Source organism: Ottowia sp. (assembly GCF_035444425.1).
GTDB lineage: Bacteria > Pseudomonadota > Gammaproteobacteria > Burkholderiales > Burkholderiaceae_C > Ottowia.
This window is the reverse complement of sequence record NZ_DAOMOQ010000006.1, coordinates 1-24,494: the sequence shown is the minus strand read 5'-3', so window position 1 is coordinate 24,494 and position 24,494 is coordinate 1. Positions and strand designations below refer to the sequence as shown.

Genomic DNA, 24,494 nt, shown 5'->3' with positions numbered 1-24,494 from the left:
CGGCGAGCCGATGCTCAGCGCAGGCCGGCGATGTAGTCCGACACCGCCTTGATCTCGCGGTCGTTCATCCGGGCCGCGACACCCTGCATCACCGCGTTGTTGGCGCGCGTGCCATCGCGGAAGGCCACCATCTGCTTGACGGTGTACTCGGCGTGCTGGCCAGACAGACGCGGGTACTGCGACGGGATCCCGGCGCCGTTGGGGCTGTGGCAGCCGGCGCAAGCCGGAATGTGCCGATCCGGGATACCGCCGCGGTAGATGCGCTCGCCCATGACCACCAGTTCAGGCTGCGTGGCCACGCCCGGCTTCGCTTTCTGCGACGCCAGCCACCAGGAGATGTTGCGGGAATCCTCCTCGCTCAGCGCGGCAGCGAAGCCCTGCATGATCGGATCCTGGCGCGCCCCGCTCTTGAACTCCATCAGCTGCTTGTGCAGGTATTCCGGGTGCTGCTGCGCCAGGCTGGCCTGCAGCGGCACCGCCGAGTTGCCGTCGGCACCGTGGCAGGCGACGCAGATGGCGGCGTAGCTCTCGGCACCTTTGGCCACGTCCACTTTGGGTGCGGCCGGCGCGTCGGCGGCCATGGCGCCGGCCGAAACCAGCGATGCGAACAGGAGGGCGACAAGCGGCTTCATGGGCGGAAAGTCTTCTTGAAAGAGTTATCGTCAGGCGCTGAACCCCGCGATTCTACAATGCACCACCGGCCGATCCCCTTGGAATGCCCAGGATTTGGCCAGTTCTTGATCCATGTCTTCCCCACGCGCCGCCAAGCCCCCCACCGCGCCTGCAGCCGCTGCCGGCGACGCCGACCGCGAAGCCATGGGCTGGCTGCACACCGCGCGCTTTCTGACCACTGCCGCGCAACTGCACCAGCTGCCGGCGCTCGAGGTGCCTGAAATCGCCTTCGTCGGCCGCTCGAACGCCGGCAAGTCGACCGCCATCAACACCCTGACGCAGCAGACGCAGCTGGCCTTCGCCTCCAAGAAGCCGGGGCGCACCCAGCACATCAACCTGTTCGCGCTCGGCCGCCAGGGCATGACCGATGCCGTGCTGGCCGACCTGCCCGGCTACGGCTACGCGGCGGTGCCGCTGGCCGACAAGCAGCGCTGGCAGCGCGTGATGGCCAACTACCTGGTCTCGCGCCCCAACCTGGCCGGCATCGTCATGCTGGCCGACCCCCGCCACGGCCTGAAGGAGCTGGACGAGGCGCTGCTGGAGGTGATCCGTCCGCGCGTCGAGGACGGCCTGAAGTTCCTGGTGCTGCTGACCAAGGCCGACAAACTCAACCGCACCGAGCAGGCCAGGGCGCTGCAGATCACGCGGCTGCAGGCCGGCGGCGGCGAGGTGATGCTGTTCTCGGCGCTCAAGCGCCAGGGTGTGGAGCAGGCGGCGCTGTGGCTGCGTGGGCTGGTCGATGAACAGCCGCCGGCCAGCACCGCGCCACCGACCACGGATACCACCGAGACGTAGCGCCCGCCACTGCACAGCACCCATGATCGACACCTGGATGACCGACCTGCCGCACGGCATCGAGCTGAGCTGTCGCTCGGCCGGCGCGCACGGGCGGCCGGTGCTGATGTTCCTGCACGGCTTTCCCGAAGCAGCCTTCGCCTGGGACGAGTTGCTGGTGCATTTCGCGCACCCCGAGCACGGCGGTTACCGCTGCGTGGCGCCCAACCTGCGCGGCTACGAGCACTCCAGCAATCCGCCCGAGGCGGTGGCCTACCACCCGAAGCTGCTGGCACAGGACATCGCCGCACTGGTCGCCGCCGAATGCGGGCCTGACGGGCAGCTCGCGGCACTGGTGGCGCACGACTGGGGCGGCGCCGTGGCCTGGAACCTGGCGGCGCAGCAGCCCGCGCTGATGCAGCGCCTGGTGATCATCAATTCGCCGCATCCGCAGACCTTCTTGCGCGAACTGAAGCACAACCCCGCACAGCAGGCCGCCAGCGCGTACATGAACTTCCTGATCCGCCCCGATGCCGAGGCGCTGCTGGCCGAACACGATTTCGCGCGCCTGTGGCCGTTCTTCGACCTGATGGGCGCTTCCGGTGCCATCCCGGCCTCGGCCGGCGCTGCCGTCGGCTTCGGGCAGCCGCCCACGCTGCCCGACGGTGCCGGCTGGATGACCGACACGCTGCGCGCGCGCTACCGCAGCGTGTGGACCGGTGACGCCTCGCGCCCCGGCGCCGGCCTGACCGGCAGCCTGAATTACTACCGCGCGTCGCCGCTGCGCCCGGCGCACGCGGGCGATCCAGCGGCCGCGGCAGTCGAACTGCCACCCGAGGCCTTCACCGTGGCGGTGCCGACGCTGCTGCTGTGGGCGATGCAGGACAGCGCCCTGCTGCCCGGCCTGCTCGACGGCCTGGAGCGCTGGGTGCCGCGGCTGCAACTCGAGCGCATCGAACGCGCGACGCACTGGGTGGTGCACGAGCAGCCGCAGCGGGTGGCGGCCAGTATCGGGCGCTTCCTGGCCGCCTGAGTCGGCCACCGGCTGGCCTTCGTGTCAGTACAGCGACGGCTCGCCCGGTGGCCGGGTCTTGAAGCGCTTGTGCACCCAGTAGTACTGCTCCGGCATCTCGTCGATGTAGCCCTGCAGCCGCTGGTTCATCAGCGCCGCGTCCGCTGTTGCGTCGGCCGTCGGGTAGTCCGTCCAGGCCGGGTGTACCCTGACTTCGTAGCCGAAGCTGGTCAGGCGCGTGACCACGGGCACCACGCGCGCCTGCCCCAGCTTGGCGAAGCGCGACAGCGAGGGCACGGTGGCGGTCGGCACGCCGTAGAAAGGAACGAACACCGACTCGAGCGGCCCCAGGTCCATGTCGGGCAGCAGGTACAGCATCTTGCCTTCGCGCAGTGCGCGCACGATCGGCTTCACGCCCTCGGTGCGCGACAGCAGGGTGGCGTCGCCGAAGCGCTGGCGGCCGCGCCGCATCCACTCGTCCACCACGGCATTGTTCTGGGTCGAGTAGATGGTGCAGGCCGGTCGATCGATCTGCTGCATGACGGCGCTGCCGCCGGCATCCATGCCGTAGAAGTGGGGCGCGAACATCACCACCGCGCCCTCGCGCGTCAGATCCTGCACTGCGCCGGTGATGCGCAGGCGCCGGCGCACCAGCGCGGGCTCGCCATGCCACAACCAGGAGCGGTCCAGGAAGGCCTGGGCGAAGTACACGAAGTTGCGCCGTGCCAGCGCCACCCGCTCGGCCTCGCCGAGCTGCGGGAAGCACAGGCGCAGGTTGGTCAGCGCGATGCGGCGGCGCGAGCGCGCCAGCACGAACAGCAGCCGCCCCAGCAGGCCGCCCAGCGCGCGCACCAGGCCCAGCGGCAGCAGCGCCAGGGCACGCATGAACAGGATGCCGGGGTGCATCATGCGCCGAGCGACCTCGGCGTCTTGTAGCGACCGTAGCCCCACAGGTACTGCTGCGGGCACTGGCGGATAAGCCCCTCCATGGCGCGGTTGATCTGCGCCACACCGGTCTCGAGATCGCTGCTGAGCGGCTCGGGAAAGGCCTGGATGTGGATGCAGAAACCCTGCGCGCGCGGCAGCCGCTCGCCCCAGACCAGCAGCGGCGTGGCACCGGTCTGCCCGATCAGGCGCGCTGCCAGCGTCATGGTGTAGGCCGGCTTGCCGAAGAACGGCAACCACAGGCCCATGCCCTCGGGCGGCACCTGATCGGGCAGCAGCCCCACCGCGCGGCCGGCGCGCAGCGCCCGGATCATCTGGCGCACACCGGCCAGGGTGGTCGGTGCGGTCTCCAGCCCCTCGCGTCGGCGCGCGGTCTCGATCACCTCGGCCAGCGCAGCCTGGCGCGACGGCCGGTACAGCACGGTGATCGGGCCATGCTCGGCGTGGTAGCGCGCCCCGACCACCTGGGCGGTGATCTCGAAGCAGCCCATGTGCGGCGTCATGAAGACGATGCCCTTGCGCGCCGCGTAGGCCTGATCGAGCAGGTCGGCGCCCTGCCACGATACCGCCACCGGCGCGCCGAACCACAGCCGCGGCGTCTCCAGCGCCATGCGGCCGGCGTGCGCCACGCTGGGCCGCACCTGGGCGAAGCCATAGCCGGCCAGGCGCGCGTTCTCCCTGATGCGGCGCCGGTAGATCGGCGAGGCCAGCCAGGTCAGCCAGCCCAGCGCCGCACCCAGGGCATGCAGCAGCCCCAGCGGCCAGCGCGAGGCGAAGCGGTACAGGGCCAGCATGACGATTGGATTAAAATGCCTCGGTCGCCGAGTTACGGAACTACTTGCAGGGCGACGTTAAACAAGTGCTGCTAAAGCGTTCGCCAGGGCTCCGGAAAAGTTTGGCAACGCGATTGTTCAAACCCAAGGAGTTTATTCAATGGAACTGGCGAACAGCTTTCTCTTCACATCCGAATCCGTTTCCGAAGGCCACCCCGACAAGGTGGCGGACCAGATTTCCGACGCCATCCTCGACGCCGCCCTGGCGCAGGATCCGCTCTCGCGCGTGGCCGCCGAAACGCTGACCAACACCGGCCTGGTGGTGCTGGCCGGCGAGATCACCACCAACGCCACCATCGACTACATCCAGGTGGCGCGCGACACCATCAAGCGCATCGGCTACGACAACACCGAATACGGGATCGACTACAAGGGCTGCGCGGTGCTGGTCGCCTACGACAAGCAGAGCAACGACATCGCGCAGGGCGTCAACCAGGCCAGCGACGACCACCTGAACACCGGTGCCGGCGACCAGGGCCTGATGTTCGGCTACGCCTGCGACGAGACCGACACCTTGATGCCGGCGCCGATCTACTACGCGCACCGCCTGGTCGAGCGCCAGGCACAACTGCGCAAGAGCGGCAAGCTGCCGTTCCTGCGCCCCGACGCCAAGAGCCAGGTGACGATGCGCTACGTCGACGGCAAGCCGCACTCGATCGACACCGTGGTGCTGTCGAGCCAGCACAGCCCCGACCAGAGCGAGACCCAGACCAAGATGAAGGCCAGCTTCACCGAGGCCGTGATCGAGGAAATCATCAAGCCGGTGCTGCCCAAGGAGTGGCTGCAGGAGACCCGCTACCTGGTCAACCCCACCGGCCGCTTCGTCACCGGCGGCCCGCAGGGCGACTGCGGCCTCACGGGCCGCAAGATCATCGTCGACACTTACGGCGGTGCCTGCCCGCACGGTGGTGGCGCGTTCTCGGGCAAGGATCCGACCAAGGTCGACCGCAGTGTCGCCTACGCCGCGCGCTACGTGGCCAAGAACATCGTCGCCGCCGGCATTGCGCGCCAGTGCCAGATCCAGCTGGCCTACGCGATCGGCGTGGCCGAGCCGATGAACATCACCGTCTACACCGAGGGCACGGGCAAGATCAGCGACGAGCAGATCGCCAAGCTGGTGCGCGAGCATTTCGACCTGCGCCCGAAAGGCATCATCCAGATGCTCGACCTGCTGCGCCCGATCTACCAGAAGACCGCCGCCTACGGCCACTTCGGCCGCGACGAACCCGAGTTCAGCTGGGAGCGCACGGACAGGGCAGCAGCACTGCGCGCAGCTGCAGGCCTGTAAGGCCCTGCGCACAAGCGCAGCCTGGCCGGAAGCGGGCGAAGTTCATATGGCGCAGCCATGTGAACGCAGACCACAGGACCGACAAGGCTGCAGCCCTGAAGGCTGCAGCCGGGCTGTAAGCCCGCCGCGCGAAAGCCCGTGTCGGTCCTTCAGCGCAGGCTCATATCCGCGAAGCGGATGTGAAGGCGCCCATAAGGCGCCGCGCCGAAGCTATAAGCCGGACAGGGCAGCGACGCTGCGCGCTGCTGCAGGCCTGTAGGGCCCTGAGCGAGGCGAGCCCGGCTGATCCTCAGCGCCGGCTCACAGCCGGAACCACAGGGCAGCACTGCGCAGCGGGCGCGGAATGCACCGCTGCTGGCCCGGATGCGCACCCGGCGAGCGGTACCGCAAACCGTTCAGGCCGCGAACACGCTCCGGCCGCCCAGGTAGCGCGGCGCGAAGTAGCGGCTGTTCAGGCTGTCCTTGCGCACCGTGCCGCCGCTTGACGGCGCATGCACGAACTGGTCGCCGCCGACATAAATGCCCATGTGCGAGAACGGCGCGCCCGAGGTGTTGAAGAACACCAGATCGCCGCGCTGCAAGGCAGACTCGCTGACCGGCGTCGTGGCCGCCGCCCACTGGGCCGTGCTGCGCGGCAGTCGCGCGGCCCCTGGGGACACTTGGCCGAACACGTACTGCACCAGGCCGCTGCAGTCGAAGCCGCCTTCCGGCGTGTTGCCGCCGTAGCGGTAGGGTGTGTTGACCAGCAGCATGGCCTGCGCCACGCTGGCCTCACGCCCCGCGGCATCGAGCGCCAGCGCCGGCTGGGTCGGCGGCATCGGCTGCGGTGCCCGACGCGTCAAGCCACCGCCCGTCGGCGCGGTGCCGCGCGCGGCAGATTCGTACCGCCGGCTGGCGCAGCCGGCCAGCAAGGCGCCGGCTGCCAGCGTGGCCAGCAGGTGGCGCCGCCGCGGTGCCGCAGGCGCCGGTGCAGTCGAATCGGAGAACGTCATTCGAGACCTCTGGCGTTTGCCCAATCACCACTTCAAGCTATTCTATGTATAGCATCCCCGCTTGCCAAGCCAGTTGCCGCATGCGCACCACGACCAAGCCAGGACGCCATCCAGCATGACCCTGCCCGCACACCCGCTCGCCATCGCCGCCGTGTTCGTGCTCACGGCGGTGCTGGAAATACTGAGCTGCTACCTGCCCTGCCTGTGGCTGCGCGGCCGCGTCGGCGCCTGGGTGCTGCTGCCGGCGGCGCTGGCACTGATGGCCTTCGTGGTCCTGCTGGCGCTGCACCCGACCGCGTCGGGCCGCGTGTATGCGGCCTATGGCGGCGTCTATGTGGCGACCGCCATCGCCTGGCTGTGGCTAGTGAACGGTGTAAGGCCGACACCCTGGGACCTGGTCGGCAGCGTGGTGGCGCTGGCCGGCATGCTGATCATCGTCTGGGGCTGGCGCCAGGGCGCCTGACGCCCGACGCCAGCCGGTGTTCACCGGATCCGATTCCTGGCGTCCGCGAGATCCCGCTCAGATGCGCCCGCGGTAGCGCGCCAGGGCCTGCGGCAGCGCATGCCGCATGTGCAGGGACAGACCCAGCGCCGCCTTGTGCTTGTCGTCGCGGCCGAGAATGGTTTCCGACAGCGGCAGGAACTCGCGCTCCTCGTACGCGGCGTGGCCCTCGTAGCGGTGCACCAGTGCCTCGAACGCGTCCATGTCGAGCTGGGCGTCGCGGCCGCGGGCGATGTCGCGCAAGGCCGGCTCGAGCCGCGCCCATTCGGCCTCGACCTCGCGGTGTTCACGCGTCAGCCGATCGACGATCTGCTGCACCTGGCGCTGCTCGTCGCCGGCTCGCGCGCTGCCCAGCACCGCCGGGAACAGCTCACGCTCTTCCTGCGCATGGTGCTCGTGGATCACGTCGCGGAAGAACTTCAGCGCATCCGCGGCGGCCTGCCGCGCCTGCGCCGCCGCGCGCACCAGCGCCGGCAGCTCGGCCAGCGCGTGCAGCTGGTTCAGGATGCCGTCGTGGCAATGCGAGAAATGATCCAGCGGATCTTCCCCGGGCGCGGGTTGAAATGCGTCTGAACTGCTCATGAATGCCTCCTCCTGGCGAATCAGCCCATGGTGACCTGCGGCAGCCAGGTCGACAGCGCCGGCAGCGCGGCAATCAGCACCAGGCAGACGATCACAGCGAACAGGAACGGCACCGTGGCCTTGAACAGCCGGCCCATGCGGATGTCGGCCGCCACCATGGCGATGTACAGGCCGGGGCCGACCGGCGGCGTCACCAGGCCGATCACCGTGGCCACCGTGCAGACCACGCCGAAGTGGATCGGATCGATGCCCAGGCCAGTCACCACCGGCATCAGCAGCGGCACTACCACGATCAGTACGCTGATGCTCTCGAGGAACATGCCCAGCACCAGCAGCATGGCGATCACCAGCAGCAGGAACAGGAACGGCGACGTGGTCAGCCCCGACATGAACTCGACCAGCAGGTCGGGCACGCCCTGGAACGCCAGCGCCCAGCTGAGCACCGAGGCGGCGGCGATCAGGCCGGTGATGGTCGCCGTGCTCAGCGCCACGGCGAGGAAGATCGGCCCGAGATCGCGCAGCTTCAACTCGCGGTAGATGAAACCCAGCACCAGCGCGATGATCGAGGCCACCGCGCCGGATTCGGTGGGCGTCATCACGCCGGCCATGATGCCGACGATCACCACCAGCGGAATCAGCGCCGGCACCAGGCCCTCGAACAGGATGCGGCCCCTGGAGCCGAGCGCACGGCCGGCACCCGACGGCAGGCCGCCGCCGAACACGCCCCACAGGAAGATCACCAGCGCCAGCGCGGCCACGATCAGCACCCCGGGCAGGATACCGGCGATGAACAGCGGGCCGATCGGCTGCACCGCGACCACGCCGTAGATGATCATCAGCATCGACGGCGGGATGATCGGCCCCAGCAGGCCGGCCGAGACGGTGACGGCGCCGGAGAACGCGCGGTCATAGCCCTTGCGTTCCATCTCGGGGATCATCACCTTGCTCATGACGCCGATCTGCGCCACCGCCGAACCGAGGATCGACGCCGCCATGGCGTTGGTGAACAGGTTGGCGTAGGCCAGCCCGCCCTTGAGGCCGCCCACCAGCACCTCGGCCACCGCCACCAGGCGCTGCGTCAGGCCGGCCTTGTTCATGACCTCGCCCACCAGCATGAACAGCGGGATCGCCAGCAGGCTGTTGATTTCGAGCGCGCCGTAGATCTGGATCGGGATCGAGTCGTACAGCACCGCCAGGTCGTTGCTGGCCAGGAACGCGATGGCGCCGGCCAGGATCACGCCGACGATCGGCAGGCCCAGCAGCAGCAGGCCGAAGAACACCACCAGCGTGATCATGCGCACGTTTCTCCCGCCCGCCGCATGCCCTGCAGGTGACGCAGGATGACCGCGACCTGGTGCAGCGCCATGCAGCTCAGCCCCAGCGGCAGCACCACGTAGGTGTACCAGCGCGGCGTCTGCGTGGTGGCCGACAGCTCCATGCGCACGTCGGCGCGGGCAATCCATTCCCAGCCGAGCCAGGCGATGAACACCAGCATCGCCAGCATCACCAGGCCCAGCGCCGCCATCAGCGCGTGGCTGGCGCGCGGCGACAGCGCGCGCGGCAGGAAGTCGATGCTCACCAGTTCGCCGCGCCGCGTCAGCAGCGACAGGCCGAACACGCTGGCGAACACCAGCAGTTGCACCGAGACTTCCTCGGCCCAGAACAGCGGCGCACCGAAGAAGTAGCGCAGCACCACCTGGACCATCATGATCGCGGTGATGCCACCGATCAGCAGCACCACCAGCACCTGCTCGATCGCGGCCAGGCCGGCATCGGCGCGCTCGACCAGTGTCGATCCGGCCATCGTCGTCTCCTCGTCGTCGGGTTCGTGTCGGGTCGCGGCCGCCGGATCAGAGATCCTTGGCCTGCTTGTAGAAGTCGGCGATCAGCGGGTTCTTGGCGATGTACTTGTCGCGCACCGGCGCGGCCACGCTCTGGAACGCCTTGACGTCGAACGGGATCACCTTGACGCCATCGGCCTGCGCCTTCTTCAGGTTGCTTTCCTCGGCGTCGGCGGCGGTCTTCATGCCCCACTTCTCGGCCTCAGCGACCACCTTGCGGATGGTCTCGCGCTCGGCCTCGCTGCGCGCATCCCACCACTTCTTCGACACCGCGATCACGGCCGGGAAGGCCATGTGGTTGGTCAGCGACAGGTTGGGCGCCTGCTGGTAGAACTTCAGGCCGACCAGCGCGTCGAGGTCGACGTCGACCGCGTCGAGCAGCTTGGTGGTCAGCGAGGGCGCCACCTCGGACAGCGGCATCGCCGTCGGCGCGGCGCCGTTGGCCAGCCACCAGTCGTTGTAGACCGGGCTCGGGAACGAGCGCACCTTCTTGCCAGCCAGATCCTTGGGCCCCGACACCGGCTGCAGCGACAGCACCTGGCGCATGCCGGCGAAGGCGTAGCCGAGGCCCACCAGGCCGCTGCTCTCCAGGCGCTTGAGCATCTCGCGCGCGGCCGGCGTCTGCGCCGCGCGGGCCGCGTGCGGCACATCCTTGAACACGTAGGGCAGCGACCAGCCGAGCAGCGACTCCTCGCGGTTGGACAGGCTGCCGACCGTGAACAGGGAGAAATGCACCGCACCGGCCTGCATCAGGTTGACCACCTGGGCCTCGTTGCCGAGCTTCTGCAGCGGACTGACGGCGATCTTCATCTTGCCGCCGGTGGCGCTGGCCAGGTCGGTGGCGATCTTCTCCGACACCTGGTGCCAGACATGCGTGGGCGGCGTGATGTGCGCCAGCTTGAGCGCCTGCGCCGAGGCGCCGGGTGCGGCGGCGAGGGTGACGGCGGCAACGGCCGCCGTGGCCACGCCGGACAGGGTCTTGAGCAGTTTCTTCATCGAGGTCTCCTGGGGTTCAGCGACAACGCTGCGGTGGGGCTTGCGGAAAACGGGGTGGCGGCCGGTCTCAGGCCGGATCGACCTGCACGCGGTGCGCATGCAGCGCTTCGAAGATCGGCGCGTCGCCGAAGCGGAACAGGTCCAGCGCGGCATCACCCTCGGCCTGGGCCGAGAACGGCACCCACGAAGGCACGACGAACATGTCGCCGCGCGCCACGCTCCAGCTGCGTTCGCCGACCTGCACCGTGCCGCGGCCGTCGAACACCTGGAACACCGAGGAGCCGACCTCGCGCCAGGTGCGCGTGCGCGCGCCGGCGCGCAGCCGGTGCATCTCGGTGCGGATGGTCGGCAGCACGTCGCGGCCGCTGGTCGGGTTGGTGTAGCGCACCGCGGCATGGCCGGGGCTGAGGGTCACCGCCTGGCCTTCCTGCTCCAGCGCCAGCTGCTCGGCGAGCGCGCGGTCGGTGTCGACCCAGCGGTAGGCCAGCAGCGGCGTGGCCGGCAGCGCATCGGGTTGCGAGACCGGGCGCAGGCCGGGATGGCCCCACAGGCGCTCGGAGCGCGAGCGCTCGGACGTGCCCATCTCGGCCGGCGACAACTTGTCGCGGCCGAACTCGAAGAACTGCGACTCAGTGTAGTAGGAAAACGGGATGTCGAGGCCGTCGATCCAAGCCATCGGCGCGGTGGCGGCGTTGTGGTGCGCGTGCCAGTTCCAGCCCGACTGCGGCAGGAAGTCGCCGCGCGACATGCGGATCGCGTCGCCATTCACAACCGTCCACACGCCCTCGCCTTCGACCACGAAACGGAACGCGTGCTGGGTGTGGCGGTGCTCGGGCGAATCCTCGCCCGGCATCAGGTACTGGATCGCGGCCCACAGCGTCGGCGTCGCGTAGGGCTTGCCGCCGAGCGAGGGGTTGGCCAGCGCGATCGCGCGGCGTTCGCCGCCGCGGCCCACCGGTACCAGCCGGCCAGCCTGCTCGGTCAGCGCCTTCAGACGCTCCCAGCGCCACAGGTGCGGCGTCGCCTTGGTCTTCGGGTGCAGCGGCATCAGGTCGCCGATCTCGGTCCACAAGGGCACCAGCAGTTCCTGCTCGAAGCCGCGGTAGAGCTGCTCGAGCGCCGGCGACGGATCGGGCTGGCCGTGGCCGGCTTCCATCTTCAGGCGCACGGGGGACAGGGCGGTTTCAGCACGCATGGTGGTCACTCCTTGCCAGGTTCACTCGGCCGCGCCGATCTGCAACACGATCTCACCGACGCCGGCCACGCTGCCTTCCAGGCGATCGCCCGGCTGCACCGGGCCGACGCCCTCGGGGGTGCCGGTGTAGATCAGATCGCCCGGCTGCAGGTGGTAGTACTGCGACAGGTCGGCGATCAGTTCGCGGATGTTCCAGATCAGCTTGTCGACGTCGGAGCGCTGGCGCAGCTGCCCGTTGACCGTGAGCACCACCTCGCCATGCTCGATGACCACGCCGGGCATCGGCACGACCTCGGAGATCACCGCGCCCTGCTCGATGTCCTTGCCCAGGTCCCAGGGCCGGCCTTTCTCTCGCGCCACCAGTTGCAGATCGCGCCGGGTCATGTCCAGGCCGCAGGCATAGCCGTAGATCAGCTCGTGCGCATCGGCTGCGGCGACGCGAAAGCCGGGCTTGCCGACCACCAGCACCAGTTCCATCTCGTACTGGTAGTCCCGCGTGCCGGACGGGTACGGCACGGTGGCGCCAGACTCGACCAGGCTCGAGGGCGACTTGGTGAAATAGAACGGCACCTCGACCGATTTGTCGACCGGGCGGCCCATCTCGACCGCGTGCGCATGGTAGTTGCGGCCGACGAAGAACAGGCGGTTGACCGGCGCGCGCTCGGCGCGGCCGCGGACCGGCACCGACGGCACGGCGGGCGGGGTCCAGAGGTAATGGCTGGTGCTCATGGCTGGTGTTGCAGCGGTTTGCTGGTTTCGTATGGGTTGTATTGGTTGTTCAGACGGTTTCTAGCCCTTGGGCCGTGCCACCCTTCAGGCGGCCTTCCGGTCAGGCTGGATGACGACGCCAGCGCCGCTGATCACCGTGACCTGCCTCCGCGGTACGACCTCGACGCCGCGCCGCAAGACGGTGACCACCGGTCCGCTGATGCGCTGGCCGTCGCGGCACCGGAAAAGCTCCAACCGGGCGGTCTTCATCACCATCGTCGAATTATTATGTGTACTGATCATTTGTATACTGACGATTAGTATACTGCTATGATGCACTTTAATGCATCAGGGTTTACCCTAGATTGAACTCAAGCCCACCTTCACCCACACCAGTCGTCGCGCTCGATGCGCAACCCGGCTTCCACATCCGCCGCCTGCAGCAGATCGCCGTCGCCATCTTTCTGCAGGAAACGGAGGACAGCGGCGTCACGCCGGTCCAGTACGCGGCGCTGCAGACCGTCGTCAACCAGCCCGGCATCGACCAGCGCACGCTGGCGCGCACCATCGGCCTCGACACCTCGACCGTGGCCGGCGTCATCGATAGGCTGGAAGCACGCGCGCTGCTGCAGCGCAACGCCTCGCCCGACGATCGGCGCGTGCGCCTGCTGACGCCCACCGACGAGGGTTGCACCCTGGTGGCGCAGGTGGTGCCAGCCATGCTGCGGGCGCAGCAGCGCGTCCTGGAACCGCTGCCCGAGGCCGAGCGGATCGAGTTCATGCGCATGCTGCGCACGCTGGTGAGCGAAAACAACGAACTCAGCCGCGCGCCCAGCGAAACGGGTTGAGGCCGGCGCCGCACCACCGAGTCGACCGAACACCGGGGACCAGGCGGAACACCATCGAGACGCCTCCTCGCAGCGCCCGCATCCCGGGCCGCCAGCGCTCAGGCAAGCCGGGACTTGATCTCACGCGCGCACGGGTTCGCGCAAGCCTGATGCGGCGCCATCGCGCGCACCCTGCGCCGCCAACCAGGCCTCGTGGCCACCGCGCAACGGCTGCGCGTTGACGAAGCCACGCCGCTGCAACAGGTGCGCGGCACGGATCGCGGTGGCGTCCTCGGGGCAGGCGCACAGGGTGACGATGCAGGCATCGCGCGGCCAGCCGCCAACGGTGCGCAGCAGGTGGCGCAGCTCGACCGGCGTGGCGCGCGCGATGGCACCGGCCTCGGCGATCAGCGCCGGGGCGCGAAAGTCCAGCACGCGCGGCGGCGCGTCGGAGCCCAGCGCGGACAGCAGTTCATCGACCTCGATGTGCGGCATCTCGGCCAGCCGCCGAAAGCGCTGGCGGCGCCAGACCTTGCTGCCCAGCCACAAGCCGAGCGCCACGCCCAGCGCCAGCAGCGCGACGACGCCGTGCGCCTGCATCCAGGCCAGCAGCCCGGCAACCTGGGATCGCAGCAGCCAGCCCAGCAGCAGCGCCAGGCCGGCCCACAGCGCGGCGCCGCTGGCTGCAGCCAGTGTGAAGCGCGCCACCGGCATGCGCACCAGGCCGGCCACCGGCGCCGCCACGGCGGAAAAGCCGGGCACGAACTTGGCCGCCAGCAGCGATACCGCGCCCCAGCGCACGAAGCGCTGCTCGGTGCTGGTGACGCAGCTGCCCGGGTTGATCGACAGGCGGCATAGCAGCGCCAGCACCTTGTAGCCGTGGGCACGCCCAAGCAGGTACCACAGGCGGTCAGCCAGCATCGCCGCCAGCACCGCAGCCGCCAGCGCCCCGGCCAGGTCCAGCCAGCCCGCCGCCAGGCTGCCGACCACCAGCAGCGTCGGCCACACCGGCACCGGCAGGCCGAGCTGCTGCATCAGCACGTTGCCGAACACCAGCCAGACACCGTGCTGGCTGACGCCGGCGAGCAACGGTTCAGGCGCCATAACCGACCACGCGTTCAGGCCGTCGCCCAGGGCACCGGCGGCGCGTCCAGGCGCGGGCCGTCGAAGCCGCGTACCTCGCCGAAGCGCGCGCTGCCGGCCTGCCAGTCGCGCTGCGCCTGCGTGATGTAGGGCTTGCCGTGGCCGACGAAATTCCACCAGATGGTGATGTCCTCGCTGAACGGCTCGCCACCGATCAGGATGGCGCGCGTGCCGGCGGCCAGGTGCAGCGCCAGTTCGCTGGCGCCGGGTGGCAGGTACAGCAGTTCGTCAGGCGCCAGCGCCTCACCCTGCACCGTGGCGGCGCCGGTGAGCGGCATCACGCCGTGCTCGAACATCGGATCGAGCGGCAGCGTCAGCGTGGCTCCGTCGGCGGCGAACACATCGGCCCCCATCAGCGGCGTGTGCACCAGCGCCGGCGAGCGGTGGCCCTGCCATTGGCCGGCCAGCAGCACGAAGTCGGCACCATCCTGCTGCCAGCGCGGCAGGTCGGGGTAATGGTCGAAGCGCGGCGCCATGTCGGCCACCCGCGCGGGCAGCGCGATCCACAACTGGGCCGCGTGCAGGCGGGTTTCGCCGGCCGCCGATTCCTCGGTGTGCGCGATGCCGTGGCCGGCGGTCATCAGGTTGACCTGGCCGGGGCGGATGAGCTGCTCGTTGCCCAGGCTGTCGCGGTGCAGCACCTCGCCTTCCAGCATCCAGGTGAAGGTCTGCAGCCCCGTGTGCGGGTGCGGGCCCACGCGCATGCCCGCGCCGTCGTCGAACGTGGCCGGCCCGGCGTGGTCGAGAAAGCACCAGGCGCCGATGGTGCGCTTCAGGAGCGAGGGCAGCGTGCGCGCCACGGCGACGCCGCCGCCGATCTCGGCCGTGCGGGCGGGAATGCGGATGAAGTCCGTCATGCTCAAGCTCCGTGGGGGTGTTCGCGCGACGTTTTCATCTTGGCACAGCCGCGTTCGGGCCGCGTTCGGGTGGGTTGCGGTCAGTTCAGCCCCTGGCCGAAGCGGCCGCTGTTGAAATCGTTGATCGCATCGACGATCTGCTGCTGGCTGTTCATCACGAACGGGCCGTAGCCGACCACCGGCTCGTCGATCGGCTCGCCGGCCAGCAACAGCAGCCTGGCGTTGCTGTCGGCCTGCACGCTCACGCCCTCGCCCGCCGCGGACAGCGTGACCACGGCCGGCCCGGTGACGGGCTCGGCGCCGTTGACCGACGCGCTGCCCGAGGCGACCACGACCAGCGTGGTCCAGCCTGCCGGCTGCGGCAGGTCGACGGCCTTGCCGGCGCCCAGCCTCAGGTCGAGCACGCGCATCGGGCTGAAGGTGCGGGCGGGGCCGTGGGCGTCGCCCCAGGCACCGGCAATCACGCGCACGCTGCCAACGCCACCAGGCAGGTCGACCACCGGAATCTGCGCCGCCGTGATCGGCTGGTAGCCGGGCGGCGTCATCTTGTGCTCAGCGGGCAGGTTGACCCACAGCTGCGCCATCTCCAGCGTGCCGCCCGTCTGGGCAAAGCTGGGCGAGTGGAATTCCTCGTGGATGATGCCGCCGCCGGCCGTCATCCACTGCACGTCTCCGGGACCGATGGTGCCGCCGCCGCCCGCGTTGTCGCGGTGCGCCAGCTCGCCCGAATAGACGATGGTGACGGTCTCGAAACCGCGGTGCGGGTGCTGGCCCACGCCCAGCTGCTTGGTCGTCGGGCCGAAGTCGTAGGGCGCGCCGTAGTCCAGCATCAGGAAGGGGCTGCGCTCGGCCACGCCGGGGCCGTTGTAGCCGAACAGGTTGTGCACCGGCAGGCCGTCGCCGACCCAGTGGCGGCCGGGGGCGCTGCGGATGTCGAGGACGCGCTTGAGCGCGGTTGTGGTGGCGGTCATGGTGATGTCTCGCTTTCGATGAATAGGCGCCGGCCGATCCGCCAGCGCATGATTGAATGGTAAGGTCGAGTCAATCACGTTTAAATAGCCGGATTTCCATCATATCGTTCCATTCATGGAACGATATGAATCCAGTCCAGACCGCGATGCGATCCGGCTGGCGCGATCGCCTTCCATCCAGTTTCAGCAGTCAGACCAGCCTTCAGCGCTAATCAGGCAAGCATCAGCAGCCACATGCTCCGGAGCGAATCACCCCATGGATGACCTCAACGACTTGGCCTACTTCGCGCACGTGGCCGAGCACGGCGGCTTTGCCGCGACCGAGCGCGCCACCGGCATCCCCAAGAGCAAGCTGAGCCGCCGCATCAGCGCGTTGGAAGCCCGCCTGGGCGTGCGCCTGATCCAGCGCACCACGCGGCGCTTTGCACTCACCGACATCGGCCAGCGCACGCTGCAGCACGCGCGTGCCATGCTGGCCGAGGCCGCGGCCGCGCAGGCGCTGGCCACCGAGCAGACCAGCGCTCCGCGCGGCACGGTGCGCCTGTCGTGCCCACCGGCGCTGCTGCAGCACGGCGTGGGCGACATGCTGGCACGCTTTCTCAACGCCTGGCCGCTGGTCAACCTGCACGTGCAGGCCACCAACCGCAACGTCGACGTGTGGCAGGACGGCGTGGACCTGGCGCTGCGCGTGCGTGCACCCGGCGCCGCGTTGCCGCAGGACGAGGTGGTCAGGCCCCTGGCACTGAGCCCGCACGTGCTGGTGGCCGCACCCGCGCTGCTGACCAGCGCCGCACCGCCGGCCACACCCGCCGAACTGATGCGGCTGCCCACGCTGGGCCTGGGCAACTCGCCCGACGAAGCCCGCTGGCAGCTGGTCGGCCCCGAGGGCGCGCGGGCCGAGGTGCCGCTGGCACCGCGCCTGGTGGCCGACGACATGGGCGCGCTGCTGTGCGCCACGCTGGCCGGCGTGGGCTGCGCCGCGCTGCCGCGTCTGATGGCGCACGAGCTGCTGGCGGGCGGCGCACTGCAGGAGGTGCTGCCTGGCTGGGCGCCACCGCCGGGTCTGGTGCAGGCCGCCTTCGCCAGCCGCCAGGGCATGCGCCCGGCCGTGCGGCAGTTGCTGGACACGCTGGCAGCGGGGTTCGATGCGCTGGTGCACGAGGGGCGCTGCCTGCGGGTGCCGCCGGGGTGACCGCGTTGACGAGGGGGCCGTGCAGGCGGGCCGGCCGGACCTGCGCCGACCGCTGGCGCCACTCGCCTTGCGCAGCAGAAGCGAGCGTGCCGCCAGGCGCTCAGGCAGTCAATCCGCCATCTCTATGGCCGGGCTGTCACCCTTGCGCGTCGCGGTGAAGCGCTCGCTCCGGCGGCCATCATTCACCTGGCCCTCGATGCGGTCGCCGCTCACCTTGCCCTCGAAGCTGCGCAGCACGCCGTCGGTGCCGGTGAAGGCGAAGCGCACGCGCTCGCCGATCACGCGGGCGTCGCGCAGCGACGTCTCGGCCGTGCCGAGCTGCACCGTGCCCTCTGGGAACTGGTAGCGCTGGCGCTCGACATGCACGGCGTGCTTCACGGCCCGGCCGCCCTGCGGATAGCTCAGCTCCCACTGGCCGTTGACGTTGGCCGGCACCAGCCACAGGTAGGCGCTGGCGCCGCCGGCACGCGAGGTCTCGTCGGGCTGCCAGCCGCCCATGGTGAAGGCGTGCGTGACCAGCCGCGTGCCGGGCCGGAGCTTCATCAGCTTCGGCCGCAGCTTGAGGTTGAGCGTCGGCAGCAGGTACATGGTGATGACGTCGGCCTTGGAGAAGTCTGACTCGAAGATGTCGGCCTTCTCGAAGCGTGCGCGGTCGGCCACGCCGGCTTCCTTGGCGCGGCGCTGGGCGTGTGCCACCATGTCGGGGTTGTATTCGATGCCCAGCCCGCTGGCGCCGAACTGCTTGGCGGCGGCGATGACGATCTTGCCGTCGCCGGCACCGAGGTCGATCACGTAGTCGTTCTTGGTCACGCTGCCGAGCTGCAGCATGCGCGTGACCAGCTCGTCGGGTGTCGGCACCCAGATCACGTCCTTGCCGGCCTGGCCGGTCTGCGGCTCGTAGGCCACGGGTGGCGCCTCGGCCTTCTGTGCCCACGCCCAGGGCGTGGTGCCGAGGCCGGCCAGCAGCAGCGCACCGCCGCCGGCCAGCAGGCGACGGCGCCGGGGCGCTTCGGTGTCGACGGGGGTGGCGGCGGACGGCAGGCAATCGGTTCGCATCATGGGCTCACTCCTTGGGGAAACGCGGGTTGCGGGTTTCGGAATGCCGGACCGCGCCGCGCGCGGCGGTGGCTCGGGCCTCATGGTAGCGGCCGAAGTGCCGGCATGTTGTGACGGCTCGCATCAGCAACCGGCGGTTGCCGGACGCAGCGCCGCCAGCAAGCCATCGCAGGCATCCTCGATCAGGTCCAGCGCGGCCTCGAAGCCGGCTGCGCCGCCGTAGTAGGGGTCGGGCACCGCGCTGGCGCTGTGCCGGGTGCAGAAGTCCGTCAGGCGGCGCAGCTTGTGGCGTTGTCCGGGCGGGCACAGGGCGCTGGCATCGCGCTCGTTGGCCTCGTCCATCACCAGCACCAGATCGAAGTCATCGAAGTCCCGCCGGCCGAGCTGGCGCGCGCGCTGGCGGCTCAGGTCGATGCCGCGGCGCGCCGCATGCTGCTGCGCACGCTCATCGGGCGGCTTGCCGATGTGGTAGTCGCCGGTGCCGGCCGAATCGACGTGCACGCAGCGTTGCAGCCCGGCCTGCTGCAGCCGCTGCTCCAGCACGCCCTGGGCGCTGGGACTGCGGCAGATGTTGCCGAGGCAGACCATCAGCACGCGAACCGGCTGCGCCGGCGTGGCGGTCAGCGCGCCCAGATCGGGCATGGATTGCGGGGTCGAAGATGGGGTCATGGTCATTCATGGCCGCTGGTTTGGTGCGGCATCGGGATTCAGGGTGCCGGCAGTGGCATTGGCGAATGGCGCGAGTGGCGCCAGGCGCGGCAGCGCCGCGACCGCGTTGGCCGTGGTGACGGCGGCCCACTCGTCGGCGGCCACGCCACGCAGCCGGGCCAGTTCGGCGCCGATGCGCGGCAGCTGGCAGGGCTCGTTGCGGCCCTGGGCCTGCCCTTCGGCCCGCTGGTCGGCGGTGGTGTACAGCCAGTGCGGCGGGATGTCGGGCGCGTCGGTTTCCATCACGATGGCATCAGGTGGCAACTCGGTGGCCAGGGTGCGCAGGCGGGTCGCCCGCTCGTAGGTCACGGCGCCGCCGAAACCCAGCCTGAAACCCATCGCCAGCAGCATGTCGGCCTGCTGCCGGCTGCCGCTGAAGGCATGCGCGATGCCGCCCACGGTGCCGATGTCGCGCAGGCCCTTCAGGATCCGGTCGACCGAGCGCCGCACGTGCAGGATCACCGGCAGGCCATGCCGACGCGCCAGCCCGAGCTGCTCGCGGTACAGATGCTCCTGCCTGTCGCGCAGGCGGCCCTCGGCCAGCTCGGGCACGAAGTAGTCGAGCCCGATCTCACCCACCGCCACCAGGCGCGGATCATCGGCGTGCGCGGCCAGCGCGGCATCGAGCCGCTGCAGCGCATCGTCGGCCGCGCCACCCACGTACATCGGGTGCACGCCGAGCGCGTAGGCGTCGCCGAAGCGGTGCGCCAGCGCGCGCACCGCCTCGAACGCCGACACCTCGACCGCCGGGATCACGCACAGCGCCACCTGCGCCGCGGCCGCGCGCGCGCGCACCACGCTCACGTCGTCGGCGAACTCGGCGGCATCGAGATGGCAATGGCTGTCGATCCAGGCGCCCATGGGCACATCATGCCCCAGGAGCGCGCCAGCAACTCGACCGCGACACGAATCGGCGGAAGCGTGGTACCGTGTGCCTCCACGTGTCCCGCAGTCAGGTGACCCGCATGCGTCGAACCGCGCTTTACAGTCGTTCCACCCCCGGCCGCCGCACCGAGCCGCTGGCGGCCGATGCGATCGCCGCCGAGCCAGCCGCTCCGGCGGCCGGGACACCCGCCCCACCAAGCCGGCGCCGCCAGCGCCTGGCAGCGGCCGCGCGTCACCCCGGCACGCTGTGGGCCGCCATCGGCGCGTTGGGCCTGGCACTGGCATTCGCGGCCGGCCCATGGCAGAAGGCGGCGCAGCGCGCGCTGACGCAGGACGACATCGACAAGGCGGTGCTGCACACGCTGAGCCAGCAGGTGCTGCCCTCGCAGGCCACGCGCGCGGCGGCGGCGGTGGGTCCGTCGCTGGTGCGGGTCGAGGGCGAGGTGGCAGGCAAGAAGGACAAGCGCGGCCAGACCGAGATGGGCCGCGGCATCGGCACCGGCGTGGTCATCATCGACAACGGCACCATCCTGACCAACCTGCACGTGGTCGAAGGCGCCGAGAACGTCAAGGTGACCTTTGCCGACGGCCTCGAGTCGCCGGCCTTCATCGTCAACATGCAGCCCGAGAACGACCTGGCGGTGCTGCGCGCGCAGAAGATTCCGGACGACCTGCAGGCCGCCACCATGCGCTCGACCGGCGACCTGCTGCCGGGCGACGGGGTGGTGGCGATCGGTTTTCCGTTCGGCATCGGGCCTTCCGTGTCGGCCGGCGTGGTGTCGGGCCTGAAGCGCGGCTTCAAGTCGCCCGAGGGCGGGCAGGTAATGAGCAACCTGATCCAGTTCGACGCCGCCGCCAATCCGGGCAACTCGGGCGGCCCGCTGGTGACCATGGACGGCCAGGTGGTCGGCATCGTCACCGCCATCCTCAACCCGACGCCGGCGCGCACCTTCCTGGGCATCGGCTTCGCGGTGCCGATCGAGAACGCCGCCAGCGCCGCCGGCCAGCCACCGTTCTGATTCACTCCTTTTTCTTGGAGCATTTCCCGCATGACCGACGCCGAGAACCGCCCCCTGGAGCAAGACCCCGACACCGCCGAACTGATGGAGCAGATCCTCTACGAGGTCAAGCGCGTGGTGGTCGGACAGGACCGCTTCCTCGAGCGCGTGATGGTCGCGCTGCTGGCGGGCGGGCATCTGCTGGTCGAGGGCGTGCCGGGGCTGGCCAAGACGCTCACCGTGAAGACGCTGGCGCAGGTGCTGCAGGGCCAGTTCAAGCGCATCCAGTTCACGCCCGACCTGGTGCCGGCCGACCTGATCGGCACCCGCATCTACAACCAGAAGACCGGCGACTTCTCGACCGCGCTGGGCCCCGTGTTCACCAACCTGCTGCTGGCCGACGAGATCAACCGCGCGCCGGCCAAGGTGCAGAGCGCGCTGCTGGAGGTGATGCAGGAGCGCCAGGTCACCATCGCCGGCCAGACGCACTTCGTACCCGAGCCGTTCCTGGTGATGGCGACGCAGAACCCGATCGAGACCGAGGGCACCTACCCGCTGCCCGAGGCGCAGGTGGACCGCTTCATGATGAAGGTGCTGGTCGACTACCCCAGCGACGAGGAGGAATTCGTCATCGCCCAGCGCGTCACCGGCCCACGCATCGACGTGGGCGCGGTGGCCAGCATGGAGCAGCTGGCGGTGCTGCAACGCCAGTGCCGCCAGGTCTACGTCGATCCCTCGCTGGTGCAGTACGCGGTCAGGCTGGTGTCGGCCACGCGCACGCCGGCCGACATCGGCCTGGATGAGCTGGCGCCGATGATCAGCTTCGGCGCCAGCCCGCGCGCCACCATCGGCCTGATCGAGGGCGCCAAGGCGCTGGCCATGATGCGCGGGCGCGGCTACGCGCTGCCGCAGGACATGAGCGACCTGGTGCCCGACGTGCTGCGGCACCGCCTGGTGCTGTCGTACGAGGCGCTGTCCGATGGGCTTTCAGCCGACCAGATCGTGCTGCGCATCATGGCCCGCGTGCCGCCGCCGCCCAAGCCGCTGGCGCACGACAGGCTGGCGGCCTGAGATGCTGCGCTGGCTGCGCCGCGACCCGCCGCCGCTGCCGCACGCGGTGCCGAATCCACCGCGTGCGCGCGCCGGCGACGACGCCGCGCCACCGAACGCCGAGCTGCTGCTGCGGCGGCTCGAATGGTCGGTGCTGCGCCGGCTCGACGGCATGCTGCAAGGCGACTACCGCACGCTGCTGCGCGGCAGCGGGCTGGATCTGGCGGATCTGCGCGAATACCAGCTGCACGACGACGTGCGCCACATCGACTGGAACGTCAGCGCGCGCATGCAGACCCCCTACGTGCGCGTGTTCACCGAGGACCGCGAGATGGCGGCCTGGTTCCTGCTCGACCTCAGCGCCTCGGTCGACTTCGGCTCCGGCCGCCACGCCAAGCGCCAGGTCTCGGCCGAGTTCGTCGCCGTGCTGGCGCGCCTGCTGACACGCCACGGCAACCGCGTCGGCGCCCTGCTCTACGGCGCCGGGGTCGAGAAGATGATCCCGGCGCGCGCCAGCCGCACGCATGTGCTGCACCTGCTGCACGCGATCCGGCACCGCCCCGCGCCGGCTGCACCCACGGCACGCACCACCACGCGCCTGTCGGATCTGCTGCTGGCCGCCGCCAACGCCACCCGACGCCGCTCGACCATCTTCGTGGTGTCGGACTTCATCAGCGAACCCGGCTGGGAGAAGCCGCTGGCGCAGCTCGCCACCCGGCACGAGGTGGTCGCGGTGCGCCTGCTCGATCCGCTGGAGCTGGAACTGCCCGACCTCGGCCTGCTGACCCTGCGCGACGCCGAAACCGGCGAGCACCTGCTGGTCGACACCCACGATCCGCGCTTTCGCCGGCGCTTCGCCGCCATTGCTGCGCAGCGTGAGGCCGAACTGCGCGCGGCACTGGCGCGTGCCGGCGTCGACACACTGGAGCTGTCGACCGAGGATGATCTGGCCAGCGCCATCGTGCGCTTCACCGAGATGCGCCGGCAGCGCGCCCGGCTGGCCGCCGGCGGCGGCATGCCGGCGCACCTTCGCAAGAGCGCCTGATCGCGCGACAATGATTTGCAGCAGTCGATCATGAACATCGCTTGGCCCGCCTTCCTGAAGTGGCCTGCGGGTGTGCCGCAGCCGGGCTTTCTGTGGCCGCAGTTCCTGTGGCTGCTGCTGCTGCTGCCGCTGCTGGTGCTGCTCTACCTGTGGCTGCAGCGGCGCAAGAAGAAGCTGGCGCTGCGCTACGCCAGCCTGACGATCGTCAAGGAAGCCATGGGGCGCGGCCCCGGCTGGCGCCGGCACCTGCCGCCCCTGCTGCTGCTGGCCGCGCTGGCCGCGATGTTGCTGGCCAGCAGCCGGCCGGTGGCGGTGATTGCCCTGCCGTCGAACCAGCAGACCATCATCCTGGCCATGGACGTGTCGGGCAGCATGCGCGCCGCCGACGTCGAGCCGAACCGCCTGGTGGCGGCGCAGAACGCGGCCAAGGCGTTCCTCAAGGATCTGCCGCGCGACGTCAAGGTCGGCATCGTCGCCTTCGCCGGCTCGGCACAGGTGGCGCAGCTGCCGACGCTGAACCGCGACGACCTGGCCACCGCCATCGACCGCTTCCAGCTGCAGCGCGCCACCGCCACCGGCAATGCCATCGTGATCTCGCTGGCGACGATCTTCCCGCAAGCCGGCATCGAGTTGCAGCAGTTGAGCTTCGACCGCATGCGCGGCATGGGTCGCTCGCTCGACCAGCCGCCGCCCAAGCAGAACGAGTTCATCCCGGTGCCGCCCGGCTCCTACACCTCGGCCGCCATCATCATGCTGACCGACGGCCAGCGCACCACCGGCGTCGATCCGCTCGAGGCAGCCAAGATGGCGGCCGACCGCGGCGTCAAAGTCTACACCGTCGGTGTCGGCACCGTCGATGGCGAAACCATCGGCTTCGAGGGCTGGTCGATGCGGGTACGGCTGGACGAGGAAACGCTCAAGGCGATCGCCCAGAAGACCGCCGCCGAGTACTACTACGCCGGCACGGCGCAGGACCTGAAGCAGGTGTACCAGAACCTGAGCAGCCGGCTGACCTTGGAGAAGAAGGAGACCGAGGTGTCGGCACTGTTCGCGCTGGTCGGGGCGCTGCTGGCCTTGCTGGCGGGGGGGTTGTCGATGCTGTGGTTCAACCGGGTTCTCTGAATTGCTGTTTTTCTAGCTGCGTTCTGGCGTTAGGGAATGCCGCTGGCCGGGAATTGCGCCCGGCGGCGCACCTACTTTCTTTTGCTCCGCCAAAAGAAAGTAGGCAAAGAAAAGGCGGCCCCGCTGGCCGTGTCCCCTGCGCTTCGCTACGGGGCAACCTGCGATGCTCGGCCCTGGGGCGGCGCTGCGGAACTCGCTTCGTTCACTGCGTTCTCTTCGCTCGAACAGCCGCAGCGAGTCAGATTACGAAGCGCGGCATGCTGCGCTGCCGCGCCCGCCCCACGCCCTGCGCTTCTCGGC

27 protein-coding genes are annotated in these 24,494 nt (G+C 69.9%); 10 read left to right on the top strand and 17 right to left on the bottom strand.

The window, feature by feature from the left end; all coding sequences use genetic code 11:
* Nucleotides 1–14 precede the first annotated feature (14 nt).
* Nucleotides 15–632 (bottom strand): c-type cytochrome, encoded by a 618-nt coding sequence (locus PK606_RS03885; protein ID WP_324560914.1) that lies wholly within the window; start codon nucleotides 630–632, stop codon nucleotides 15–17.
* Nucleotides 633–744: 112 nt separating this feature from the next.
* Between PK606_RS03885 and yihA the strand changes: the two genes are divergently transcribed.
* Both yihA and PK606_RS03875 read left to right on the top strand, forming a co-directional pair.
* Nucleotides 745–1,467, top strand: a complete 723-nt coding sequence (gene yihA, locus PK606_RS03880; RefSeq protein ID WP_502920782.1) for a ribosome biogenesis GTP-binding protein YihA/YsxC — start codon at nucleotides 745–747, stop codon at nucleotides 1,465–1,467.
* A 22-nt stretch (nucleotides 1,468–1,489) separates the two neighbouring features.
* Nucleotides 1,490–2,479 carry an alpha/beta fold hydrolase gene (locus tag PK606_RS03875; protein ID WP_324560912.1) on the top strand — a complete coding sequence of 330 codons (990 nt, stop codon included), beginning with the start codon at nucleotides 1,490–1,492 and terminating at the stop codon, nucleotides 2,477–2,479.
* A gap of 24 nt (nucleotides 2,480–2,503) precedes the next feature.
* Here the strand turns inward: PK606_RS03875 and PK606_RS03870 are convergent, their stop codons facing one another.
* Together PK606_RS03870 and PK606_RS03865 are read right to left on the bottom strand one after the other, a co-directional pair.
* Nucleotides 2,504–3,367 (bottom strand): lysophospholipid acyltransferase family protein, encoded by an 864-nt coding sequence (locus tag PK606_RS03870; RefSeq protein ID WP_324560910.1) that lies wholly within the window; start codon nucleotides 3,365–3,367, stop codon nucleotides 2,504–2,506.
* A complete protein-coding gene (locus PK606_RS03865) occupies nucleotides 3,364–4,197 on the bottom strand; it encodes a lysophospholipid acyltransferase family protein (RefSeq protein ID WP_324560908.1) in 834 nt (277 codons plus the stop codon). The genes PK606_RS03870 and PK606_RS03865 overlap by 4 nt, the downstream gene beginning before the upstream one ends.
* Nucleotides 4,198–4,342: 145 nt before the next feature.
* Here PK606_RS03865 and metK point away from each other — a divergent pair, with 145 nt between their 5' ends.
* Nucleotides 4,343–5,524, top strand: coding sequence for a methionine adenosyltransferase (gene metK, locus PK606_RS03860; RefSeq protein ID WP_324561095.1), 1,182 nt, complete (start codon nucleotides 4,343–4,345; stop codon nucleotides 5,522–5,524).
* A 395-nt stretch (nucleotides 5,525–5,919) separates the two neighbouring features.
* Here metK and PK606_RS03855 read toward each other — a convergent pair whose 3' ends face one another.
* Complete coding sequence (locus PK606_RS03855; protein WP_324560907.1) at nucleotides 5,920–6,516, bottom strand: C40 family peptidase; 597 nt, start codon at nucleotides 6,514–6,516, stop codon at nucleotides 5,920–5,922.
* Between the two features lie 115 nt (nucleotides 6,517–6,631).
* On the opposite strand from PK606_RS03855, the gene PK606_RS03850 reads away from it, so the two are divergent.
* Nucleotides 6,632–6,979, top strand: a complete 348-nt coding sequence (locus PK606_RS03850) for a YnfA family protein (RefSeq protein ID WP_324560905.1) — start codon at nucleotides 6,632–6,634, stop codon at nucleotides 6,977–6,979.
* A gap of 57 nt (nucleotides 6,980–7,036) precedes the next feature.
* On the opposite strand, the gene PK606_RS03845 is transcribed toward PK606_RS03850, so the two are convergent.
* The 7 genes from PK606_RS03845 to PK606_RS03815 form a co-directional block, all read right to left on the bottom strand.
* Entirely contained in the window at nucleotides 7,037–7,600 is a 564-nt protein-coding gene (locus PK606_RS03845) for a hemerythrin domain-containing protein (protein WP_324560903.1), read from the bottom strand.
* 20 nt (nucleotides 7,601–7,620) lie between these two features.
* On the bottom strand, nucleotides 7,621–8,895 hold the full coding sequence (locus PK606_RS03840) for a TRAP transporter large permease (RefSeq protein WP_324560901.1): 1,275 nt from the start codon (nucleotides 8,893–8,895) through the stop codon (nucleotides 7,621–7,623).
* Nucleotides 8,892–9,404 (bottom strand): TRAP transporter small permease, encoded by a 513-nt coding sequence (locus tag PK606_RS03835; RefSeq protein ID WP_324560899.1) that lies wholly within the window; start codon nucleotides 9,402–9,404, stop codon nucleotides 8,892–8,894. The genes PK606_RS03840 and PK606_RS03835 overlap by 4 nt, the downstream gene beginning before the upstream one ends.
* A gap of 46 nt (nucleotides 9,405–9,450) precedes the next feature.
* A complete protein-coding gene (locus tag PK606_RS03830) occupies nucleotides 9,451–10,437 on the bottom strand; it encodes a TRAP transporter substrate-binding protein (protein WP_324560897.1) in 987 nt (328 codons plus the stop codon).
* Between the two features lie 67 nt (nucleotides 10,438–10,504).
* Nucleotides 10,505–11,632, bottom strand: a complete 1,128-nt coding sequence (locus PK606_RS03825; RefSeq protein ID WP_324560896.1) for a cupin domain-containing protein — start codon at nucleotides 11,630–11,632, stop codon at nucleotides 10,505–10,507.
* Between the two features lie 21 nt (nucleotides 11,633–11,653).
* Nucleotides 11,654–12,361, bottom strand: coding sequence for a fumarylacetoacetate hydrolase family protein (locus PK606_RS03820; RefSeq protein WP_324560894.1), 708 nt, complete (start codon nucleotides 12,359–12,361; stop codon nucleotides 11,654–11,656).
* An 84-nt stretch (nucleotides 12,362–12,445) separates the two neighbouring features.
* Entirely contained in the window at nucleotides 12,446–12,616 is a 171-nt protein-coding gene (locus tag PK606_RS03815) for a hypothetical protein (RefSeq protein WP_324560891.1), read from the bottom strand.
* A gap of 89 nt (nucleotides 12,617–12,705) precedes the next feature.
* Here PK606_RS03815 and PK606_RS03810 point away from each other — a divergent pair, with 89 nt between their 5' ends.
* Nucleotides 12,706–13,188: a MarR family winged helix-turn-helix transcriptional regulator gene (locus PK606_RS03810; RefSeq protein ID WP_324560890.1), complete on the top strand. Its 483-nt coding sequence runs from the start codon at nucleotides 12,706–12,708 to the stop codon at nucleotides 13,186–13,188.
* A gap of 120 nt (nucleotides 13,189–13,308) precedes the next feature.
* Here PK606_RS03810 and PK606_RS03805 read toward each other — a convergent pair whose 3' ends face one another.
* From PK606_RS03805 to PK606_RS03795, 3 genes are all read right to left on the bottom strand, one after another.
* Nucleotides 13,309–14,271: a VTT domain-containing protein gene (locus tag PK606_RS03805; RefSeq protein ID WP_324560888.1), complete on the bottom strand. Its 963-nt coding sequence runs from the start codon at nucleotides 14,269–14,271 to the stop codon at nucleotides 13,309–13,311.
* Nucleotides 14,272–14,285: 14 nt separating this feature from the next.
* Complete coding sequence (locus PK606_RS03800) at nucleotides 14,286–15,167, bottom strand: pirin family protein (RefSeq protein WP_324560886.1); 882 nt, start codon at nucleotides 15,165–15,167, stop codon at nucleotides 14,286–14,288.
* Between the two features lie 80 nt (nucleotides 15,168–15,247).
* Nucleotides 15,248–16,138: a pirin family protein gene (locus PK606_RS03795; RefSeq protein WP_324560884.1), complete on the bottom strand. Its 891-nt coding sequence runs from the start codon at nucleotides 16,136–16,138 to the stop codon at nucleotides 15,248–15,250.
* A gap of 256 nt (nucleotides 16,139–16,394) precedes the next feature.
* Between PK606_RS03795 and PK606_RS03790 the strand changes: the two genes are divergently transcribed.
* Complete coding sequence (locus tag PK606_RS03790; protein ID WP_324560882.1) at nucleotides 16,395–17,330, top strand: LysR substrate-binding domain-containing protein; 936 nt, start codon at nucleotides 16,395–16,397, stop codon at nucleotides 17,328–17,330.
* Nucleotides 17,331–17,438: 108 nt separating this feature from the next.
* Here the strand turns inward: PK606_RS03790 and PK606_RS03785 are convergent, their stop codons facing one another.
* The 3 genes from PK606_RS03785 to PK606_RS03775 form a co-directional block, all read right to left on the bottom strand.
* Nucleotides 17,439–18,389, bottom strand: a complete 951-nt coding sequence (locus PK606_RS03785; protein WP_324560880.1) for a class I SAM-dependent methyltransferase — start codon at nucleotides 18,387–18,389, stop codon at nucleotides 17,439–17,441.
* 120 nt (nucleotides 18,390–18,509) lie between these two features.
* Complete coding sequence (locus tag PK606_RS03780; RefSeq protein WP_502920781.1) at nucleotides 18,510–19,055, bottom strand: low molecular weight protein-tyrosine-phosphatase; 546 nt, start codon at nucleotides 19,053–19,055, stop codon at nucleotides 18,510–18,512.
* A gap of 6 nt (nucleotides 19,056–19,061) precedes the next feature.
* Nucleotides 19,062–19,955 carry a TatD family hydrolase gene (locus PK606_RS03775; RefSeq protein ID WP_324560878.1) on the bottom strand — a complete coding sequence of 298 codons (894 nt, stop codon included), beginning with the start codon at nucleotides 19,953–19,955 and terminating at the stop codon, nucleotides 19,062–19,064.
* A 104-nt stretch (nucleotides 19,956–20,059) separates the two neighbouring features.
* Between PK606_RS03775 and PK606_RS03770 the strand changes: the two genes are divergently transcribed.
* The 4 genes from PK606_RS03770 to PK606_RS03755 are packed head-to-tail and all read left to right on the top strand — an operon-like array spanning nucleotide 20,060 to nucleotide 24,194.
* A complete protein-coding gene (locus PK606_RS03770) occupies nucleotides 20,060–20,998 on the top strand; it encodes a S1C family serine protease (RefSeq protein WP_324560877.1) in 939 nt (312 codons plus the stop codon).
* A gap of 30 nt (nucleotides 20,999–21,028) precedes the next feature.
* The gene (locus tag PK606_RS03765) at nucleotides 21,029–22,048 is read left to right on the top strand and encodes an AAA family ATPase (protein WP_324560875.1); all 1,020 of its coding nucleotides are present in this window, start codon (nucleotides 21,029–21,031) and stop codon (nucleotides 22,046–22,048) included.
* 1 nt (nucleotide 22,049) lies between these two features.
* On the top strand, nucleotides 22,050–23,072 hold the full coding sequence (locus PK606_RS03760; protein WP_324560873.1) for a DUF58 domain-containing protein: 1,023 nt from the start codon (nucleotides 22,050–22,052) through the stop codon (nucleotides 23,070–23,072).
* A gap of 30 nt (nucleotides 23,073–23,102) precedes the next feature.
* On the top strand, nucleotides 23,103–24,194 hold the full coding sequence (locus tag PK606_RS03755) for a VWA domain-containing protein (RefSeq protein WP_324560871.1): 1,092 nt from the start codon (nucleotides 23,103–23,105) through the stop codon (nucleotides 24,192–24,194).
* Nucleotides 24,195–24,494: the final 300 nt, after the last annotated feature.

What these genes read in the sequence shown, in the direction of transcription:
- PK606_RS03885 (WP_324560914.1), bottom strand. Translation starts at nt 632, where the DNA reads ATGAAGCCGCTTGTCGCCCTCCTGTTCGCATCGCTGGTTTCGGCCGGC.
- yihA (WP_502920782.1), top strand. Translation starts at nt 745, where the DNA reads ATGTCTTCCCCACGCGCCGCCAAGCCCCCCACCGCGCCTGCAGCCGCT.
- PK606_RS03875 (WP_324560912.1), top strand. Translation starts at nt 1,490, where the DNA reads ATGATCGACACCTGGATGACCGACCTGCCGCACGGCATCGAGCTGAGC.
- PK606_RS03870 (WP_324560910.1), bottom strand. Translation starts at nt 3,367, where the DNA reads ATGATGCACCCCGGCATCCTGTTCATGCGTGCCCTGGCGCTGCTGCCG.
- PK606_RS03865 (WP_324560908.1), bottom strand. Translation starts at nt 4,197, where the DNA reads ATGCTGGCCCTGTACCGCTTCGCCTCGCGCTGGCCGCTGGGGCTGCTG.
- PK606_RS03855 (WP_324560907.1), bottom strand. Translation starts at nt 6,516, where the DNA reads ATGACGTTCTCCGATTCGACTGCACCGGCGCCTGCGGCACCGCGGCGG.
- PK606_RS03850 (WP_324560905.1), top strand. Translation starts at nt 6,632, where the DNA reads ATGACCCTGCCCGCACACCCGCTCGCCATCGCCGCCGTGTTCGTGCTC.
- PK606_RS03845 (WP_324560903.1), bottom strand. Translation starts at nt 7,600, where the DNA reads ATGAGCAGTTCAGACGCATTTCAACCCGCGCCCGGGGAAGATCCGCTG.
- PK606_RS03840 (WP_324560901.1), bottom strand. Translation starts at nt 8,895, where the DNA reads ATGATCACGCTGGTGGTGTTCTTCGGCCTGCTGCTGCTGGGCCTGCCG.
- PK606_RS03835 (WP_324560899.1), bottom strand. Translation starts at nt 9,404, where the DNA reads ATGGCCGGATCGACACTGGTCGAGCGCGCCGATGCCGGCCTGGCCGCG.
- PK606_RS03830 (WP_324560897.1), bottom strand. Translation starts at nt 10,437, where the DNA reads ATGAAGAAACTGCTCAAGACCCTGTCCGGCGTGGCCACGGCGGCCGTT.
- PK606_RS03825 (WP_324560896.1), bottom strand. Translation starts at nt 11,632, where the DNA reads ATGCGTGCTGAAACCGCCCTGTCCCCCGTGCGCCTGAAGATGGAAGCC.
- PK606_RS03820 (WP_324560894.1), bottom strand. Translation starts at nt 12,361, where the DNA reads ATGAGCACCAGCCATTACCTCTGGACCCCGCCCGCCGTGCCGTCGGTG.
- PK606_RS03815 (WP_324560891.1), bottom strand. Translation starts at nt 12,616, where the DNA reads ATGGTGATGAAGACCGCCCGGTTGGAGCTTTTCCGGTGCCGCGACGGC.
- PK606_RS03805 (WP_324560888.1), bottom strand. Translation starts at nt 14,271, where the DNA reads ATGGCGCCTGAACCGTTGCTCGCCGGCGTCAGCCAGCACGGTGTCTGG.
- PK606_RS03800 (WP_324560886.1), bottom strand. Translation starts at nt 15,167, where the DNA reads ATGACGGACTTCATCCGCATTCCCGCCCGCACGGCCGAGATCGGCGGC.
- PK606_RS03795 (WP_324560884.1), bottom strand. Translation starts at nt 16,138, where the DNA reads ATGACCGCCACCACAACCGCGCTCAAGCGCGTCCTCGACATCCGCAGC.
- PK606_RS03790 (WP_324560882.1), top strand. Translation starts at nt 16,395, where the DNA reads ATGGATGACCTCAACGACTTGGCCTACTTCGCGCACGTGGCCGAGCAC.
- PK606_RS03785 (WP_324560880.1), bottom strand. Translation starts at nt 18,389, where the DNA reads ATGATGCGAACCGATTGCCTGCCGTCCGCCGCCACCCCCGTCGACACC.
- PK606_RS03780 (WP_502920781.1), bottom strand. Translation starts at nt 19,055, where the DNA reads ATGACCCCATCTTCGACCCCGCAATCCATGCCCGATCTGGGCGCGCTG.
- PK606_RS03775 (WP_324560878.1), bottom strand. Translation starts at nt 19,955, where the DNA reads ATGGGCGCCTGGATCGACAGCCATTGCCATCTCGATGCCGCCGAGTTC.
- PK606_RS03770 (WP_324560877.1), top strand. Translation starts at nt 20,060, where the DNA reads ATGCGTCGAACCGCGCTTTACAGTCGTTCCACCCCCGGCCGCCGCACC.
- PK606_RS03765 (WP_324560875.1), top strand. Translation starts at nt 21,029, where the DNA reads ATGACCGACGCCGAGAACCGCCCCCTGGAGCAAGACCCCGACACCGCC.
- PK606_RS03760 (WP_324560873.1), top strand. Translation starts at nt 22,050, where the DNA reads ATGCTGCGCTGGCTGCGCCGCGACCCGCCGCCGCTGCCGCACGCGGTG.
- PK606_RS03755 (WP_324560871.1), top strand. Translation starts at nt 23,103, where the DNA reads ATGAACATCGCTTGGCCCGCCTTCCTGAAGTGGCCTGCGGGTGTGCCG.